The sequence below is a fragment of the Paraburkholderia aspalathi genome, from assembly GCF_905220735.1.
GTDB classification, from domain to species: domain Bacteria; phylum Pseudomonadota; class Gammaproteobacteria; order Burkholderiales; family Burkholderiaceae; genus Paraburkholderia; species Paraburkholderia aspalathi.
Genome location: NZ_CAJNBA010000002.1, coordinates 1,446,395 through 1,462,342 on the forward strand (window position 1 = coordinate 1,446,395; position 15,948 = coordinate 1,462,342).

17 protein-coding genes and 1 tRNA gene are annotated in these 15,948 nt (G+C 60.8%); 9 read left to right on the forward strand and 9 right to left on the reverse strand.

Annotated elements, in window-relative coordinates:
- Window positions 1–15: 15 nt before the first annotated feature.
- A complete protein-coding gene (locus tag KHO30_RS17245; protein WP_054034575.1) occupies window positions 16–483 on the reverse strand; it encodes a universal stress protein in 468 nt (155 codons plus the stop codon).
- A gap of 264 nt (window positions 484–747) precedes the next feature.
- On the opposite strand from KHO30_RS17245, the gene nodI reads away from it, so the two are divergent.
- Together nodI and KHO30_RS17255 are read left to right on the forward strand one after the other, a co-directional pair.
- Window positions 748–1,662: a nodulation factor ABC transporter ATP-binding protein NodI gene (gene nodI / locus KHO30_RS17250; RefSeq protein ID WP_093632603.1), complete on the forward strand. Its 915-nt coding sequence runs from the start codon at window positions 748–750 to the stop codon at window positions 1,660–1,662.
- 65 nt (window positions 1,663–1,727) lie between these two features.
- Window positions 1,728–2,555, forward strand: coding sequence for an ABC transporter permease (locus KHO30_RS17255; RefSeq protein WP_211701660.1), 828 nt, complete (start codon window positions 1,728–1,730; stop codon window positions 2,553–2,555).
- Window positions 2,556–3,373: 818 nt separating this feature from the next.
- Here the strand turns inward: KHO30_RS17255 and KHO30_RS17260 are convergent.
- Both KHO30_RS17260 and KHO30_RS17265 read right to left on the reverse strand, forming a co-directional pair.
- On the reverse strand, window positions 3,374–3,796 hold the full coding sequence (locus tag KHO30_RS17260) for a hypothetical protein (protein WP_093632601.1): 423 nt from the start codon (window positions 3,794–3,796) through the stop codon (window positions 3,374–3,376).
- Window positions 3,797–3,988: 192 nt separating this feature from the next.
- Window positions 3,989–4,948, reverse strand: coding sequence for a LysR family transcriptional regulator (locus tag KHO30_RS17265; protein ID WP_093632600.1), 960 nt, complete (start codon window positions 4,946–4,948; stop codon window positions 3,989–3,991).
- Window positions 4,949–5,150: 202 nt separating this feature from the next.
- Here KHO30_RS17265 and KHO30_RS17270 point away from each other — a divergent pair, with 202 nt between their 5' ends.
- The gene (locus KHO30_RS17270; RefSeq protein WP_093632599.1) at window positions 5,151–6,563 is read left to right on the forward strand and encodes a M20 family metallopeptidase; all 1,413 of its coding nucleotides are present in this window, start codon (window positions 5,151–5,153) and stop codon (window positions 6,561–6,563) included.
- Between the two features lie 72 nt (window positions 6,564–6,635).
- Window positions 6,636–7,919 (forward strand): MFS transporter, encoded by a 1,284-nt coding sequence (locus KHO30_RS17275; RefSeq protein WP_211701661.1) that lies wholly within the window; start codon window positions 6,636–6,638, stop codon window positions 7,917–7,919.
- Between the two features lie 86 nt (window positions 7,920–8,005).
- Here KHO30_RS17275 and KHO30_RS17280 read toward each other — a convergent pair whose 3' ends face one another.
- Window positions 8,006–9,058 (reverse strand): NADP(H)-dependent aldo-keto reductase, encoded by a 1,053-nt coding sequence (locus tag KHO30_RS17280; protein ID WP_093632597.1) that lies wholly within the window; start codon window positions 9,056–9,058, stop codon window positions 8,006–8,008.
- A 139-nt stretch (window positions 9,059–9,197) separates the two neighbouring features.
- On the opposite strand from KHO30_RS17280, the gene KHO30_RS17285 reads away from it, so the two are divergent.
- A complete protein-coding gene (locus KHO30_RS17285) occupies window positions 9,198–9,410 on the forward strand; it encodes a DUF3820 family protein (RefSeq protein WP_093632596.1) in 213 nt (70 codons plus the stop codon).
- On the opposite strand, the gene KHO30_RS17290 is transcribed toward KHO30_RS17285, so the two are convergent.
- The 3 genes from KHO30_RS17290 to KHO30_RS17300 all read right to left on the reverse strand — a co-directional run bounded on the left by KHO30_RS17290 (window position 9,396) and on the right by KHO30_RS17300 (window position 12,327).
- Complete coding sequence (locus tag KHO30_RS17290; protein ID WP_211701662.1) at window positions 9,396–10,055, reverse strand: trimeric intracellular cation channel family protein; 660 nt, start codon at window positions 10,053–10,055, stop codon at window positions 9,396–9,398. The genes KHO30_RS17285 and KHO30_RS17290 overlap by 15 nt on opposite strands.
- A gap of 107 nt (window positions 10,056–10,162) precedes the next feature.
- Complete coding sequence (gene cysC, locus KHO30_RS17295; protein ID WP_211701663.1) at window positions 10,163–10,738, reverse strand: adenylyl-sulfate kinase; 576 nt, start codon at window positions 10,736–10,738, stop codon at window positions 10,163–10,165.
- Window positions 10,735–12,327, reverse strand: coding sequence for a tetratricopeptide repeat-containing sulfotransferase family protein (locus tag KHO30_RS17300; protein WP_211701664.1), 1,593 nt, complete (start codon window positions 12,325–12,327; stop codon window positions 10,735–10,737). The genes cysC and KHO30_RS17300 overlap by 4 nt, the downstream gene beginning before the upstream one ends.
- A gap of 351 nt (window positions 12,328–12,678) precedes the next feature.
- Between KHO30_RS17300 and KHO30_RS17305 the strand changes: the two genes are divergently transcribed.
- The 3 genes from KHO30_RS17305 (at window position 12,679) to KHO30_RS17315 (ending at window position 14,302) form a co-directional block, all read left to right on the forward strand.
- Window positions 12,679–13,011: a hypothetical protein gene (locus KHO30_RS17305; protein WP_211701665.1), complete on the forward strand. Its 333-nt coding sequence runs from the start codon at window positions 12,679–12,681 to the stop codon at window positions 13,009–13,011.
- A gap of 111 nt (window positions 13,012–13,122) precedes the next feature.
- The gene (dusA, locus tag KHO30_RS17310) at window positions 13,123–14,124 is read left to right on the forward strand and encodes a tRNA dihydrouridine(20/20a) synthase DusA (protein WP_200653640.1); all 1,002 of its coding nucleotides are present in this window, start codon (window positions 13,123–13,125) and stop codon (window positions 14,122–14,124) included.
- A gap of 102 nt (window positions 14,125–14,226) precedes the next feature.
- A tRNA-His gene (locus KHO30_RS17315) sits at window positions 14,227–14,302 on the forward strand.
- A 118-nt stretch (window positions 14,303–14,420) separates the two neighbouring features.
- Here KHO30_RS17315 and KHO30_RS17320 read toward each other — a convergent pair.
- Complete coding sequence (locus KHO30_RS17320; RefSeq protein WP_211701666.1) at window positions 14,421–14,840, reverse strand: type II toxin-antitoxin system HicB family antitoxin; 420 nt, start codon at window positions 14,838–14,840, stop codon at window positions 14,421–14,423.
- Between the two features lie 77 nt (window positions 14,841–14,917).
- The gene (locus KHO30_RS17325) at window positions 14,918–15,103 is read right to left on the reverse strand and encodes a type II toxin-antitoxin system HicA family toxin (RefSeq protein ID WP_054034691.1); all 186 of its coding nucleotides are present in this window, start codon (window positions 15,101–15,103) and stop codon (window positions 14,918–14,920) included.
- 513 nt (window positions 15,104–15,616) lie between these two features.
- Here KHO30_RS17325 and KHO30_RS17330 point away from each other — a divergent pair.
- Window positions 15,617–15,886, forward strand: a complete 270-nt coding sequence (locus KHO30_RS17330; RefSeq protein ID WP_093632578.1) for a hypothetical protein — start codon at window positions 15,617–15,619, stop codon at window positions 15,884–15,886.
- Window positions 15,887–15,948 lie beyond the last annotated feature (62 nt).

The window sequence follows — 15,948 nt, forward strand, 5'->3', positions numbered from 1 at the left end:
TTGCCCCGCCTTGTGTCAGGCCGCCGCTGCTTGCTGCTGCTCCTGCGCGGAAGAGCACGCCACCAGAATGCTGCAAGAGACCCGGTCGAGCAGCGGAGTATTGCCCGCGCCCATCCACCATCGTGACAGGCCGGTGCGGCAACGATGGCCGACCACCACGAGGTCGACATGCAATTCGTTAGCGAGATTGGCGATCTCGTCGATCGGATGGCCGAATGCAAAATGCCCTTGCGCGGTCACGCCGCGTTCGGTGAGCCAGTCCACCCCTTCCTGCAGGATGTCGCGTGCTGTTTTTTCGAAGCTGCCGCATGCCACATCGGTCAGCAGGCCCGCGCTTTGCGCAATGCTCGAGCGCATGTCGACCACTGATAGTAAGTGCGTTTCCGCTTTCAGATCCAACGCCAGGTCGGCGCCGCAACGTAACGCTTTGCGGCCTTCGCGCGAGCCGTCGTAGCACAGCAGGATTTTCTGGTAGCTCGCCATGATTTTTCTCCCATCCGCGAGGAACGCGGTCTGAATGAATCATGGTGCGCCGCAATTCAGGTTGCAAGGGATGGAAAACGCTAAGTGCGCCCTAAATAGGTGCGTGCTGGATTTGTGGCGGGTTTGGGTCACCCTTGAGCCTTTGCCGCAGCGCAAGAAACGCCGTCCGGCGCGTCCCGTGACGACCAACACCTCACTGCCGATGCCATAGAATGAGCGGCCTTGCCGGCCATTTGCGTCTTTTCCCGGAGCCTCGATCGATCCATGTCTGCAGCCGCCATTGAATTCCATCAGGTTAAAAAAAGCTACGGCGATAAGACGGTCGTCGACGGACTGTCGTTTCATGTCAACGCCGGCGAATGTTTCGGTCTGCTCGGCCCGAATGGCGCGGGCAAGACCACCACGTTGCGCATGCTGCTCGGCATCGCTGCACCGGATGCCGGCACGATCCGCCTGTGCGGCGAACCGATTCCCGGCCGCGCGCGCGTGGCCCGGGCGCGTGTCGGCGTCGTGCCTCAGTTCGACAATCTCGATCCCGATTTCACGGTCCGCGAAAACCTGCTGGTGTTCGGCCGTTACTTCGGTCTGAGCGCCGCGCAATGCCGCGCGATGGTGCCGTCGCTGCTCGAATTCGCGCGTCTCGAGAGCAAGGCGGATGCACGTGTGAGCGAACTGTCTGGCGGCATGAAGCGGCGCCTGACGCTGGCTCGCGCGCTCGTCAACGACCCCGACGTGCTGATCATGGACGAGCCGACCACCGGCCTCGATCCGCAAGCTCGCCATCTGATCTGGGAACGGCTGCGCTCGCTGCTCGCACGCGGCAAGACCATTCTGTTGACCACGCACTTCATGGAAGAGGCTGAACGGCTGTGCCATCGCCTGTGCGTGATCGAGGAAGGCCGCAAGATCGCCGAAGGCGCGCCGCGTGCATTGATCGCTTCGGAGATCGGCTGTGATGTGATCGAAATCTTCGGACCCGATCCGGTTGCGTTGCGCGACGAACTGGCGCCGCTTGTCGAGCGCACCGAGATCAGTGGCGAGACGCTCTTCTGCTATGTGAACGATGCGCAACCCGTGCATGCCCGCCTCAAGCAACGCGCCGATCTACGCTACCTGCATCGCCCGGCGAATCTGGAAGATGTGTTCCTGCGTCTGACCGGGCGCGAGATGCAGGACTGACGCGACTCGACATCAGCTCAGCTCGCAATCGTCTACAGCTATAACGACACGGCAAGAGACACGCAATGGACGCACGCACTTACGAACCGCACGGCGAGACACCGCCGAAGCAGGAGACCTTCGCCGCTTTCCCGGCCAACGCCGTCAACTGGATTGCGGTGTGGCGCCGCAACTATCTGGTCTGGCGCAAGCTCGCGATTGCTTCGATGTTCGGCAATCTTGCCGATCCGATGATCTATCTGTTCGGCCTGGGTTTCGGGCTTGGGCTGATGGTCGGGCATGTCGACGGCGTGTCGTATATCGCGTTTCTTGCTGCCGGCACGGTGGCATCGAGCGTGATGATGTCGGCGAGTTTCGAGTCGATGTATTCGGGCTTTTCGCGCATGCACGTGCAGCGCACGTGGGAGGCGATCATGCATACGCCGCTCACGCTCGGCGACATTGTGCTTGGCGAAGTGATGTGGGCGGGCAGTAAGTCGATGCTATCGGGCGCGGCGATCATGCTGGTCGCGGGGGGTCTCGGCTACGCGAGTTTTCCGTCGATGTTGCTGGCGTTGCCGGTGATTGTGCTCACGGGGCTCGCGTTCGCGAGTGTGGCGATGGTGGTGACGGCGCTGGCTCCCTCGTATGACTTTTTTATGTTTTATCAGACGTTGGTGTTGACGCCGATGTTGCTGTTGTCTGGGGTGTTTTTTCCTGTTTCACAGTTGCCTGCTGCGGCGCGGGTAGTGACTGGGCTTTTGCCGTTGGCGCATGCTGTTGATCTGATTCGGCCGGCTATGCTGGGGCGGCCTTTTGATGGTGTGGTTTTGCATGTTGCCGTGCTGGTGGTTTATGCGGTGGGGGGGTTTGTTGTTTCGGCGGTTTTGTTTCGGCGGAGGATGATGAAGTAAGGTTTGGGGCCTGCGGCCGGGTTTTTGCCTGCGCGGCGCTTTTTGTCTGTGTTCTGGCTTTTGTGCCTTTCCTTGATTTGTTAGTGGTCTATTAGTGTTGCCCCTGTGCGGGGCGGCACTTACTTTCTTTGCCGCCGCAAAGAAAGATAAGCAAAGAAAGCGGCTAGAAGCCCCTGCTAAGTGGGCACCGTGGTCTGCTGCGGGTAGTGGTGCGACTGGAATCCGTGTTCTCGCACATTCCGCGCTAGTGACAAAGGAGTCATCAGCTCCCACTCCGCACTACGTGCGTCGCGGACGGGTCTGCATGGGAAACCGCGGGCTTCGGTTTTGGTTTGTGGGGCTGTCGGCAGCGCCTCTGCACTCGGCCGGGAACCCCTACTTAAAATCATATGTCGGTGTGCCGCAATCGCGGGCACGATCACTATCGCAGTCACAGCCACAGTTGCGGTTGCAATCACAGTGGCTGTGCAATGACGAGCCGCGGCTCGATGGCAACGCATGAGCGCCAAAACGCAGCGATCGGTTTTATGAACGGCTCTTCGGCGCGCGCAGCGCCGCCGGAAGTATGACGCCCTTGTCACAAGCCTAAGCAGCGGCACGAACACAGATTCCAGTCGCACCACTACCCCAGGCAAACCACGGTGCCCACTTAGCAGGGGCTTCTAGCCGCTTTCTTTGCTTATCTTTCTTTGCGGCGGCAAAGAAAGTAAGTGCCGCCCCGCACAGGGGCAACACTAATAGACCACTAACAAATCAAGGAAAGGCCAAAGCCCTAAGAACACTGACAAAAGCGCCACGCAGGCAAAAAACCTCAAACCTTAATCCTCATCATCCGTCCAAGGAATATCAACATCAGAAATAAAAGCCACCGTCGCAAACGGCCCCCCATCCTGACGCCCGATCTTCCCATCAGCCCGTTGCCATTCAACCCTGAACACCGTCGCCGGATCATCGGCGATCAACCGCACCGTCCGAATCTCATCCGGGTCCTGCTCCTCAACAGGACCATCAAGCGACACTTGCAATTCCTGCGGCCACAACCCATCAGTCGGATCGTAAATCCTGTCGCCGTCCGGGATCAGCGTGAATGCCTCTACGCCAATCGTCGCCGATGCCTCGACGATCATCTTGCCCAACGCGCGCAGCAACGCCGTCGCCCGTGCCGAGTTGGCCTGGCGAATTGCAAGATCCCCGCGCGTCAGCGCCTGCTCAAGTTTTGGGTTTGTTTTTTGTTGCGCCATTCGATGTCCTGAGTCCTATCGCTCTGTTGTGGGCGGCACGCCCATTCATCGCGCGCCGTGCTCCATTTTTCGGGCTGAATCCTACCACTGGTATGGGCTACAGCACCGCCAGCCGTGCAGTAGAGGCCGACCAGCCCGCCCCGTCCCCACAGTTTAGGTCGTGATTCGCCGTCCGGCAGGGAGATTTGCCTTTCAACGCGCTTCGCCGCGCTTTCGACCTGGCTTTGGCACTGCAGCATTCGTGGGCCTGGCGCCGCCGATTTCTGCGATCAGGTGGTCGCGGAACGCCTTCACCGACGGCGGCAACTCCCGTCCGGCCATCGTCTGCACCTGAATGCTGCGCTGGCGCAACTGCGGATGCGTCAGCGGCATCGCGACGAAGCCGTCGCCGGCGTAACGGTCGCGCACCGACAGCAGCCCCGTGAACATGATTGCGCCGGACTTCTGCGCGTAACGGTACATCGCGCCGCTATTGTTGCAGGTGAGATCGGGCTCGAGCAGCACGCCTTCAAGCGCGCAGGTGATGTCGATCAGCTGCCGGATCGTCGTGCCAGGCTCCGGCAGTACCAATGGATAGCGCTGCAGGTCGGCGAGCGACACCTTCGCGCGCCCGGCCAGCGGATGATCGGCGCGCAGCAACGCCAGCACCGGCGCGCGCTCGGTGTGTTCAACCTTGACGCCCTTTTCCGGCGCGAGACTGAACGTCAGCGCGAGATCGGCATCGCCATCGCGCACCCGGCGAGTGGCCTCGCCCGGTGGCATCACGGAGAGCGTGAAGTCGATCCCCGGGTAGTGGCGACGGAACGCCGCCATCGCGCTGGGCAGGAAATCCGCGGCAAAGCCCTCCGAACTGGCGACCTTGATCATGCTGCCATGCAAGGCCTCGAGGCCGCCGATCTCCTTCATCACATGCTCCGCCTCGAGCAGGCTGCGCTGTGCATAGGCGAGCAGACGCTCGCCCGCTTCGGAGAGCGACATGCCGCGTGGCCGCCGCTCGAACAGCGCGACGCCGAGGTCGCTTTCGAGCCGCGCGATCTGCCGGCTGATCGCCGACACGGCCACATGCAGCCGCGCGGACGCGTCGCTAATCGAGCCGGTGCGCGCCACTTCGACGAAATAGCGCAATGCGATGCCGTGTAATGAAAGTGCCATGAGCGACGCCTTTTGCAAGCGGATGTGGCCGTGTGCCGGGGTATCGAGCTTTGCCTTTTCGGCAACGCAAGCTTCGAAAGACGATCATTGTGACAAAAATATCGGCCTCCTAGAATCGTTTCGAAGTTGATGGCCGCGAACCGGACGTGCCACGCCCGGCGCCGCGTCGCCACTATCCCCGCACCCCGCATCGGAGACAGATATGAGCCGCAACCAGGCCATCGAACACGCAACGCATCATTTCGAATCAGGCGCTTTCCTCGAGAACCTCAACCGGCGCGTCGGATTTCGCACGGAAAGCCAGGAAAACGATCGCGCGGCTACGTTGCTGTCGTATCTGACCGATGAGATCACGCCCGAAGTCGAAGGGCTCGGCTTCAGCACACGCATCGTCGATAACCCGGCGGAAGGATTCGGGCCGTTCCTGTTCGCCAATCGTCACGAAGACGACAGTCTGCCCACCGTACTGATCTACGGCCACGGCGACGTCGTGCGCGGCTACGACAGTCAATGGCGCGCGCCGCTGACACCTTGGGCCGTGACGATCGAAGGCGAACGCTGGTATGGCCGCGGCACCGCCGACAACAAAGGCCAGCACACCATCAATCTCGCCGCGCTGGCGAGCGTGCTGGCCGCGCGCGACGGCAAGCTCGGCTTCAACGCAAAGCTGCTGATCGAGATGGGCGAGGAAACCGGCTCGCCGGGGCTCGACGCGATCTGCCACAAACATAAAGAAGAACTGGCCGCGGACGTGCTGATAGCCTCCGATGGCCCGCGTCTCGCCGCGCGCCGCCCCACCGTGTTCCTCGGTTCGCGCGGCTCGGTGAACTTCAAGCTCTCGCTAAATCTACGCGACGGCGCGCATCACTCGGGCAACTGGGGCGGTTTGTTGCGCAACCCGGCCACCGTGCTGGCGAACGTACTTGCAAGCCTCGTCGATGCGCGTGGCGTAATCGCTGTCGACGGCTTGCGTCCGCCGCCGATTCCGGAAGCGGTGCGTCGCGCATTGGCGGATATCACGGTAGGTGGCGGTCCGAACGATCCGGCCGTCGACGATAACTGGGGCGAGCCCGGTCTCACGCCGCCAGAACGTGTGTTCGGCTGGAACAGCTTCGAAGTGCTGGCGTTCAAGGCCGGCAATCCCGAGAACCCGGTCAATGCCATCCCGTCATCAGCGTTCGCGCATTGCCAGTTGCGCTTCGTGGTCGGCACCGACTGGGAAAACCTGGAACAGCACCTGCGCAAGCATCTGGACGCGAATGGCTTCTCGTTCGTCGAGATCAGCGTCGAGCGTGGTGCGCCGGCCACGCGTCTGAATCCCGACGATCCGTGGGTCACGTGGGCCATCGCTTCGCTCGAACAGACCACCGGCAAGAAGACGGCCGTGCTGCCGAACCTCGGCGGCACGCTGCCCAACGAGGTGTTCGCCGACACGCTCGGACTGCCGACCATCTGGGTGCCGCATTCGTACCCGGCCTGCTCGCAGCACGCGCCGAACGAGCATCTGCTCGGACCGGTGGTGCGCGAGGGTCTGCAGATCATGGCTGGGCTCTTCTGGGATCTCGGCGAGAACTCGCCGCATTCAACCGCAACGACCCCACAAGCCGCGGCCTGAGCGATCAACGCAGTACGCCTGCCGCCAACCCGCAGTTAACTGTTAGCCGCATCCGCCACGAGACACGCCACGATGAGCACGTCCACCTTGCAAGCCAGCGCCGCGCGGCCGTCCGCCGCAAAGGTCCATCGCATCATTCTCGCGGCGTCGATCGGCAATGCGCTTGAATGGTTCGACCTCGTCGTCTATGGATTTTTCGCGGTGACGATCGCGAAGCTGTTTTTCCCGGCGAGCACCGAAGCAATTTCGTTGATGCTCACGCTCGGCACCTTCGGCATCTCGTACATGATCCGGCCGCTCGGCGGACTCGTGCTCGGCTCGCTCGCGGATCGCGCGGGGCGCAAGGTGTCGCTGCTGCTGTCGATCGGCTTGATGATGATCGGCACGTTGACGATCGCCGTGATGCCGCCGTACGCCGCAATCGGTTTGTGGGCGCCGGCCGGCATCATGCTCTCGAGGCTCGTTCAGGGCTTCTCGGCGGGCGGCGAGTTCGGCGCTTCCACCGCGTTTCTGGTCGAGCATGCACCCGAGCGGCGCGGCTTCATGGGTAGCTGGCAGTTCGCCAGCCAGGGCATGGCGACGCTGCTCGCCTCCGGCTTCGGCGCGTTGCTGACAAGCCAGCTCACATCTGCGCAACTCGAATCGTGGGGCTGGCGTATTCCGTTTCTGTTCGGCCTCGCGATCGGCCCGGTCGGCTTCTATATTCGCCGCTACGTGGACGAAGGCGCCGAGTTCAACACGGAGCCGAAAACCCGCACGCCGCTGCGCGATCTGTTCGGCACGCAGAAGGTCCGCATGCTGCTCGCGGTCGGTTCGCTGGTCATTTCGACCGCGGCCAACTACATGATTCTGTACATGCCGACCTATGCGATCAAGCAACTGCATTTGCCCGCTTCGACCGGCTTCTCAGCGACGCTCGCAACGGGAATCGTGCTGACGGTGCTCACACCGTTCGCCGGCCACCTGTCCGATAGCCTGGGACGCATCCGTATCATGGCAGTCGCCGCGACGTTGATGCTGCTGACGGTCTATCCGGCCTTCGTGTATATGAATGCGCATCCGTCGTTCGCCACGATGCTGCTGGCGTTGATCTGGATCGGCGTATTGAAGGCGACGTACTTCGGCGCACTGCCCGCGCTGATGTCGGAGATTTTCCCGACGCAGACACGCGCAACCGGTCTCGCGGTCAGCTATAACATCGGCGTGACGGTGTTCGGCGGCTTTGCGCCCTTCGTGATCACGTGGCTGATCGACGCGAGCGGCAACAAGCTCGCGCCCGGCTTCTATCTGATGTTCTGCGCGGTGGTGAGTTTGCTGGCGCTCAATGCAGTGCGCTCGACGCTGAAGATTCGTTGAGCGAGCTTGGGTGAGCCTTGGGCGACGTTGATTGAGTTCGAGGCAAGCAAGGCGGATCGACTCGCCTTGCCGCCCCAGCAGCTACATCAAGGCGCCGGATTAGGCTGCAATTCATGCAGCTTATCGATCTCCGCGAGCACTTCCGGCGAAAGTTTCACCTCGGCGCTGGCGATGTTTTCCTTCAACTGATCGAGCGACGTGGCGCCGATCAGATTGCTCGTCAGGAACGGCCGGCTATTGACGAAGGCCAGCGCGAACTGCGCGGGCGACAAACCGTGACGCTTCGCCAGTTCCACATAGCGCGTGGTTGCCTGAATCGCCTGCGGCTTGCTGTAGCGTTGAAAGCGCTCGAACAGCGTGATACGGGCGCCGTCCGGACGCGCGCCGCCTTCATACTTGCCCGACAACCAGCCGAAGGCCAGCGGCGAATACGCAAGCAGACCAATGTTGTCGCGATGCGCGTATTCGGACAGACCCACTTCGTACGTGCGGTTCAACAGGCTATACGGATTCTGGATACTGACGATGCGCGGCAAGCCGAGCTTTTCCGCCGCGCGCAAAAACTGCGCGACGCCCCAGGGCGTTTCGTTCGACACGCCGATATGGCGAATCTTGCCTGCCTTGACGAATTCGGCGAGCACCGACAGCGTTTCTTCGATCGGCACCGTATATTCGTCATCGACCCACGGATAAGCCGGACGGCCGAACGTCATCGTGCTGCGATCCGGCCAGTGCAACTGATACAGATCGACGTAGTCCGTTTGCAGACGCTTCAGACTATCGTTGAGCGCTTCGGTCAGGTTCTTGCGGTCGAACTGGTTGCCCTCGCCGCGAATATGACGCGGATTGTGCGGCTGACGCGCCGGGCCGGCGATTTTGGTGGCCAGCACGATCTTCTCGCGCGCGCTGCGATGCTGTGCGATCCACGTGCCGATATAGCGCTCGGTCGAGCCTTGCGTCTCGGGGCGTGGCGGCACCGGGTACATTTCCGCGGCGTCGATCAGATTGACGCCATGATCGAGCGCGTAATCGATCTGCGCGTGCGCTTCCTGCTCGGTATTCTGCTCGCCCCATGTCATGGTGCCGAGACCGATCAGGCTAACCTTCACATCCGAGTCGCCGAGTCTGCGGTATTCCATCGAACCTGTCCTGTTGATTGTGAAAACGGAAAACGGTGACGTTACCATGCCGGCGCAATGCCTGCAGCGCAGCTAAAATGCTGCTTCAGCGGGCGCTCGCACCACCTCGCTCAATGAACTTTCCGTCGACCCACTTGCGATGAATCCCGAACACCTCGAACTGCTGGTCACGCGCGTGATGCCTTACGGAAAATACAAAGGCCGACTGATCGCGGACCTACCCGGCCACTATCTGAACTGGTTTGCGAGCCAGGGCTTTCCGACGGGCGAAATCGGCCGTCTGCTGGCATTGATGCACGAGATCGATCACAACGGTCTGTCGTCGCTGATCGAGCCGTTACGCAAGCGCTGAGAGCGACACCTTCGGCAAATGCCAGCCATAGGTCACTGCCAGTACGCGCAAGACGAAGCACGCCGCGCCGCCTGCTAAAGCCGCGACGCCCGGCGACAAGCCGGCTCGCCGCGCGACCACCACAACGAATGCGCCGGCAAAAGCAGCGGTCGCATAGATGTCGGCATGCAGCACCAGCGGCACGCGCGCCATCAGCACGTCGCGGATCACGCCGCCGCCCACACCGGTGACGGTGCCCATCAGCATCGCGATAAACGGACGGATTCCGAACAGCAGCGCTTTCTCTACGCCCGCGACAGCAAAGAGCGCGAGACCGGCGGCGTCGAGCACGGTAATCAGCGCGACAGGAAACTGCTGCACTGTCGAATGGAAAATGAACGTGAGCAGACCGGTGACGAACGTCAAGGCCGGATAACGCCAGTCGCGTATCGCGTTAGGCGGTGAGTCGCCGATCAACAAGTCGCGGATCACCCCGCCGCCGAGCGCCGCGACAAACGAGATCACCATCACGCCCAGCAGATCGAGACCGCCGCGCATCGCGCTCACCGCGCCCTCGATTGCGAAAACAACCGTGCCGGCCAGATCGGCCGCGAGAACGAGCGTTTCGACTTTCGGCTTTATTTTTTGTATCGACAATGTCGGCATCGACGCATCACCCTTTCTGTCTACGAGTAGGCGAAAAGGTATAGCGAAATGCGCCGCGCCGGGTGGAAAATTTGCGCGGCGGAATACAGGCGCACGCCTCGCGCCGACTATTTCGCGAGACGAGGTCTGCCGAGCCCGCTTTCTTCCCTCGGCAGGCAACCCATGGCGCTCAGATGCATCAGCAGACGGCCGACTGCCTCTTCGATCGACATCCGATCGGTTTCGATCATGACATCGGGGTCGAGCGGCACATCGTACGGTCCTGAAACACCCGTGAAATTGGGTATTTCACCGCGCCGCGCACGCACGTAGAGGCCTTTGACATCGCGCGCTTCGCACACGGTCAGCGGCGCATTCACGAACACTTCGACGAAACCAGCGCCGACGATCTCGCGAGCCATCCGCCGATTCTCATGCTCGGGCGAAATCACCGCGGCAATCGCGATGAATCCCTGTTGCATGACCAGCGCCGCGACGTGCGCGATCCGCCGCAGATTTTCGGCGCGGTCTTCGGGAGTGAAGCCGAGGCCTGCGGTCAGGCCGCGCCGCAGCACGTCGCCGTCGAGCACGATCGAGGCGTGTCCGGCTTCCTTGAGACGTTGATGCAAGGCGTCGGCCACGGTCGATTTACCGGCGCCGGACAAGCCGGTCATCCAGATGACGGCTCCACGCGTTGCGCTCACGATTTCCGCTCCGTCCCGTTGGCCGCTGTCCCGGCATCTGCAAGAAGCGCCCGCCCCTGCCCGCTGACGCTGCCGGCGGGCACCAACTCTGGCCCCAGACCGTCGAACAAGGGTTGCAGCAACGCCTGCTGCGGCTGCCAGCGCTGCAGCGACGTCCTGTAGAGCGGACGGCGCACCTGTGCCGCGCTCGCCGTGTTCACCTGCCGCGTAGTCTCGTGAAACGCCAGGCAGCGCTCGTCCCAGTCGAGCCCGCAATGCGCGAGCAGGCGACGGACATTCCCTTCGAAATCTTCGATCAATTCTTCGTATTTGACTTCGATCATCGTGCCCTCGGGTAACACGCGTTGCCAATGGGCCATCAACGCGCCGTACGCACGATAGTAGCGGCCCAGTTCACCAAGATCGTAGCTGAACGGCACGTCATGAAAAATTCGAGAAAAAATCGACAGACAAGTTTGCAATGGCGAGCGGCTGCTATGAATGAAGCGCGCATTCGGCAACGCCAGATGAATCAGCCCGACGTTGATGAAATTGAACGGGTATTTGTCGGTGAAGCGTGCGTAGCCTTGCGTTGCGTTTTGCATTTCCGGCAGTGACGTCCGCATGCGGCGCAAATAGTCGGCGCCGAGCGTGCGCAATTGCGCTGGGCCGACGCCCTGCAAGGCTTCGATATCGATACGCAAGGGATCGTCGAAATCGCGGCCGATGCAGTTCACCAACGCCTCGCCGAATTCCGTGCGCTCACCCGCGCCGAAAACCTGCGGATGACTCGCGAGAATCTGTTCGATCAGTGTCGACCCCGAGCGTGGCATGCCGACGATAAAGATCGGTGCGTCCGACGCATCGCCCTGACCGCGCCTCGCCGCCAGCACCTCTGAAGTCAGGAGTTCCGGCAAATGCGCGAACAGACCGAGCGACGCGGCTTCGTCATAACGCACGCCGGTGCGGTACAGCGCGTTGCCCTTCAGGAAGTGTTCGAACGACGCATCGTTGCGCCCCAAATCAGACAGCGCCTGACCATACGCGAAGTGGATCTCCGCCTGATTGGCGGGTGTCAACGAGGCGGCATCGCCGACGAGTTGCTCCAGCGCGGCGAACACCGGATCGTCGGCGCCAAGGCGCCTCGACTGCACGAAGTTGCGGTAGTACAGCGGCACCCGCGGAGCGGCCTCGATCGCGCGGCGATAGGCTTCGTGAGACTCGTCGAAACGACCGAGAGACTGCAGGCAGTTGCCCATGTTGTTGTACGAACCATCGGCTTTGGGATTCAGCCGGACTGCTTCGCGATACGCGTCTACCGCCTGCTCGAGTCGATGCATCTGTTCGAGCGACCAGCCGAGGCCGTGACGTAAATCGGTGTTGCGCGGATCGAGCCCGATCCCTTCGTGATAGCGAACGACGGCTTCGGGAAAGCGGTTCAGCGCAGCGAGCGTCGCGGCGAGACGCTCAAGCACGACGACATCAGCGGGATCGAGCGAGCGCGCTGCGTCGAAACATTGGAGTGCGGCCTCAAGATCGCCGCGAGCGGCACAGGTGTCGCCTTCGGCGCGCCATGCTGATGCGGTCGCAGGCTGTGGATCGTGCTTCATTGACGGCCAGGTTCTTGCAGGCTTCGCATCAGGCGGCCCGGGCAATGTGGAGTGCGTTCTTCTTCGTCCAGCGTCAACACCAGCATCAGTCTGGATTCAAAGGGAAATTGTCTGACGGGAAAGTATCAGGCGCGCCCTACAGTTACGTTGCGAAAATTTAACCAACTGTTACAGCACGATGAATCCGTCATAGTCTGGAAGGATCGCGTAAAGGGCGACCGCTATGGCGTTGGATTGCGGCGCATGCGTCGCGGAAGCCCGGCGATAAATGCGGGCAGTAATTTGCGGACACAAATCCTGCTGAACTCCCGGGCGCGCCGTTTTTCTCATTCACATACGTGGGAGAAAATCGTGAGCAGGCTTATTGCATCAATCGCGATGTTAGCTGTGGCGGCAAGTCTCACCGGGTGCGTGGTCGCGCCAGGATACGACTATACCTATGCGCAGCCCTATTACCCCGGCTACGGTTATGCCTACGGGCCGGCGTATGGACCGGCTTACGGTGCGGTCGACATCTGGGGTGGTTGGGGTGGCTCGTGCTGTTACTACCACGGGCATGGCGGAGGCTGGCATGGTGGGGGTTGGCACGGCGGCGGCGGCTGGCATGGCGGCGGGGGCTCCCACGGCGGCAGCGGAGGCAGTTCGTGGAGCAGCGGCGGCCATAGTGGGGGGCATGGGCATTGATGCGGTGGGCGGCAGTTGACCTGCCCTCGCCTTGCCCAATCTGCGGACCGAACGGGAGATTTTATGCCTTGCGGTAAAATCGGGTTTTGATTGATGCCGTCCGTCCGCCCCATGTCTTCAGCTCAAACTCCCAGTCCACGCCGCGTTTCCGTCGCGCCCATGATGGACTGGACCGATCGCCACTGCCGCTCGCTGCATCGCGTGATATCGCGTCATACGTGGCTTTACACCGAAATGGTCACCACCGGCGCGTTGCTGCACGGCGATGTGCCGCGCCATCTGGCGTTTACGCCCGAAGAAGCGCCGGTCGCCTTGCAACTCGGTGGCAGTGAGCCTGACGACCTTGCGCGCTCGGCCAAGCTCGGTGAGCAATGGGGCTATGACGAGATCAATCTGAATTGCGGCTGTCCGTCCGAGCGCGTGCAGCGCGGTGCGTTCGGCGCTTGCCTGATGAACGAGCCGAAACTCGTCGCCGATTGCGTGAAGGCGATGCGCGATGCGGTCTCCGTGCCGGTGACAGTCAAGCACCGGATTGGCGTCGATGAGGTCGAGGACTATGGCTTCGTGCGCGACTTCGTCGGCACGATCGCGGATGCCGGTTGCAACGTATTCGTCGTGCACGCGCGCAATGCGATTCTCAAGGGCCTGAGCCCGAAAGAGAACCGCGAGATTCCGCCGCTCAAGTACGACTACGCGTATCAGTTGAAGCGCGACTTCCCGCATCTGGAGATCATCATCAATGGCGGCATCAAAACGCTTGATGAGGTAGAGACGCATCTTCAGCATATCGATGGCGTGATGCTTGGGCGTGAGGCATATCACAATCCTTATGTACTCGCAGATGTAGATGCACGCTTCTATGGTTCGACAGATGCACCGCTCACGCGCGAGCAGATCGAGGCAAAGCTGATCGAATATTGCGCGGCTGAAATGGCACGCGGCACGTACCTTGGTTCCATCACGCGTCACGCGCTTGGCCTCTATCGTGGTGAAGCCGGGGCACGTGGATGGCGTCGCGTGTTGTCCGATAGCAAGCGTCTTGCGGCGCGCGATCTGACCATCTTCGATGAGGCAAGACAGCATCTGCGTGAGCCCGTCGAAATTTTTGAATAAAGGACTAGGCAAACGGGATTCTTGTTCGTATAATCTCGTTTCTTCATCGACGAGCCAAGTTTCTCAGCAATGAGTTGCCGGCAAGTCAAGCAGATGTCAGTGGTGGCTGTAGCTCAGTTGGTAGAGTCCAGGATTGTGATTCCTGTTGTCGTGGGTTCGAGCCCCATCAGCCACCCCAAAGAATTCAAGCAGTAAAAAGTTTGACCAAACGGCGTTGTGAGAAATCACAACGCCGTTTTTGTTTTACCTCGCGCTTTGCGACGCCGCGAGGGTTTCAATTGGGAAAGAGAAGCGGATCAAACCAGCCGCACTTCCAGGCGCCTGCCAAGAACGGCGAATGCAGACTCGACCATCTCGATCTTCGATGAATGGCTGAAATTCAAAAGACGATCGACCTGCACCTGGTTGACCTTCAATCGACGCGCCAACTCCGCCTTACGCACGTTCTGTTGCAGCATTTCGTTTGCAAGCAGGACCTTCGAGGTCACGAGAGCAGGAAGCGTTACGACTCGCTGGCCACGCTTTGCCTTCGACGGCAAAGGAATGAACCGCTTTTCCGAAAAGTAGATCTCAAGTGCGGCCTCCAGTGCGTCGAGGGCCTGCACGTCTGCATCATCTTCGTTCTCTCCAACGGTGATCGCTTCAGGCACGTCCGGAAACGTGACGAGGAGCGTGCCATTAGAATCCGGCGTCAGCTCGATGGGGTACGACAACATTACGGTTCTCCAGTGGGACTGCTTCAAGAAAAACACAAAGCCTGCGATTATCGGGAGAGGCCGTCCGCCTCTCCTGCTCATTTAATACCAAGCTGCCTCTTGATCGCCGCGACGAGATGGGTGCCCATTTCCTTGGCGCCGTGATCCGGGAAGATGGTTGTCTTGCCGTTGAGCGTGACCCGGTAGTGACTTGAGCCGCTCCTGTGCTTTTCAAAAGTCGCACCTTGTTTCTTCAGCCACTTCCTAAACTCGCTGTACTTCATGTTCCTCCTCTTGTTGAGCAAGACGAGGAAGAATACAACACAAATGTTGTATCAAAAAACTAAAAAACACAACATCTAAGTTGTATCTTTTTGGGACGTAAGCAGGGCACGAAAGGGAACATCGGGCTTGCGCAATAACTGCAAGCGGCATCGGCGTGCGCTGCGGCCATGATGCAGCGGCGTGATACGAATCAGCGCATTTAATGGCCGGGCGGCAGGCATCCCAAGCGTCGAATCCAAGCGCGGTTGGCTAGTAAACACCACCAATAATCCGCCCTCCCAACCGGGTCTTTGCCCGCCGAAAACGCTTGACAGACGGGGTCGGACCACCGCTGACGCCTGTCCCACAGCCCTCCGCTCGATTATTTCAATACCGAGAATAGTAATTTCAGATTATCGGTACAAATTTTCAATAGTAGGGGTATACACTGCCTTCCATCGACGTTGCAGACACACCTCACCGGCTCCTGCGACGCCTTCCTGAATGAAATCGAAACTTATCGGAGTCACACCATGAAGACCAAGCTCATCGCCGCCCTGTTGGTTGCTGTTTCTGCCTCGATCGCTGCTCCCGCATTCGCTAGCGGCTACGGCCCGGCACCGTTCTACCGTCCGTCGGTCGGCGCACCGGCTTCGCAACAAGGTCAGAACGCGCAAACCGTTGCAGCTGAACGCGCTAATGCCGATTCGAATGCATACGGTGGCGTGAACACCGTGTCGTCGCAATCGGGTACGCGTGCACCGGCTGAATCGGGCCCGCAATCGGTTTTCTTCGGCCACTAATCGGTCGCCGTTGAAGGTTGCCGTTCACAAGACGGCAGCCGAACTGGGCGCCGCGCATGCAG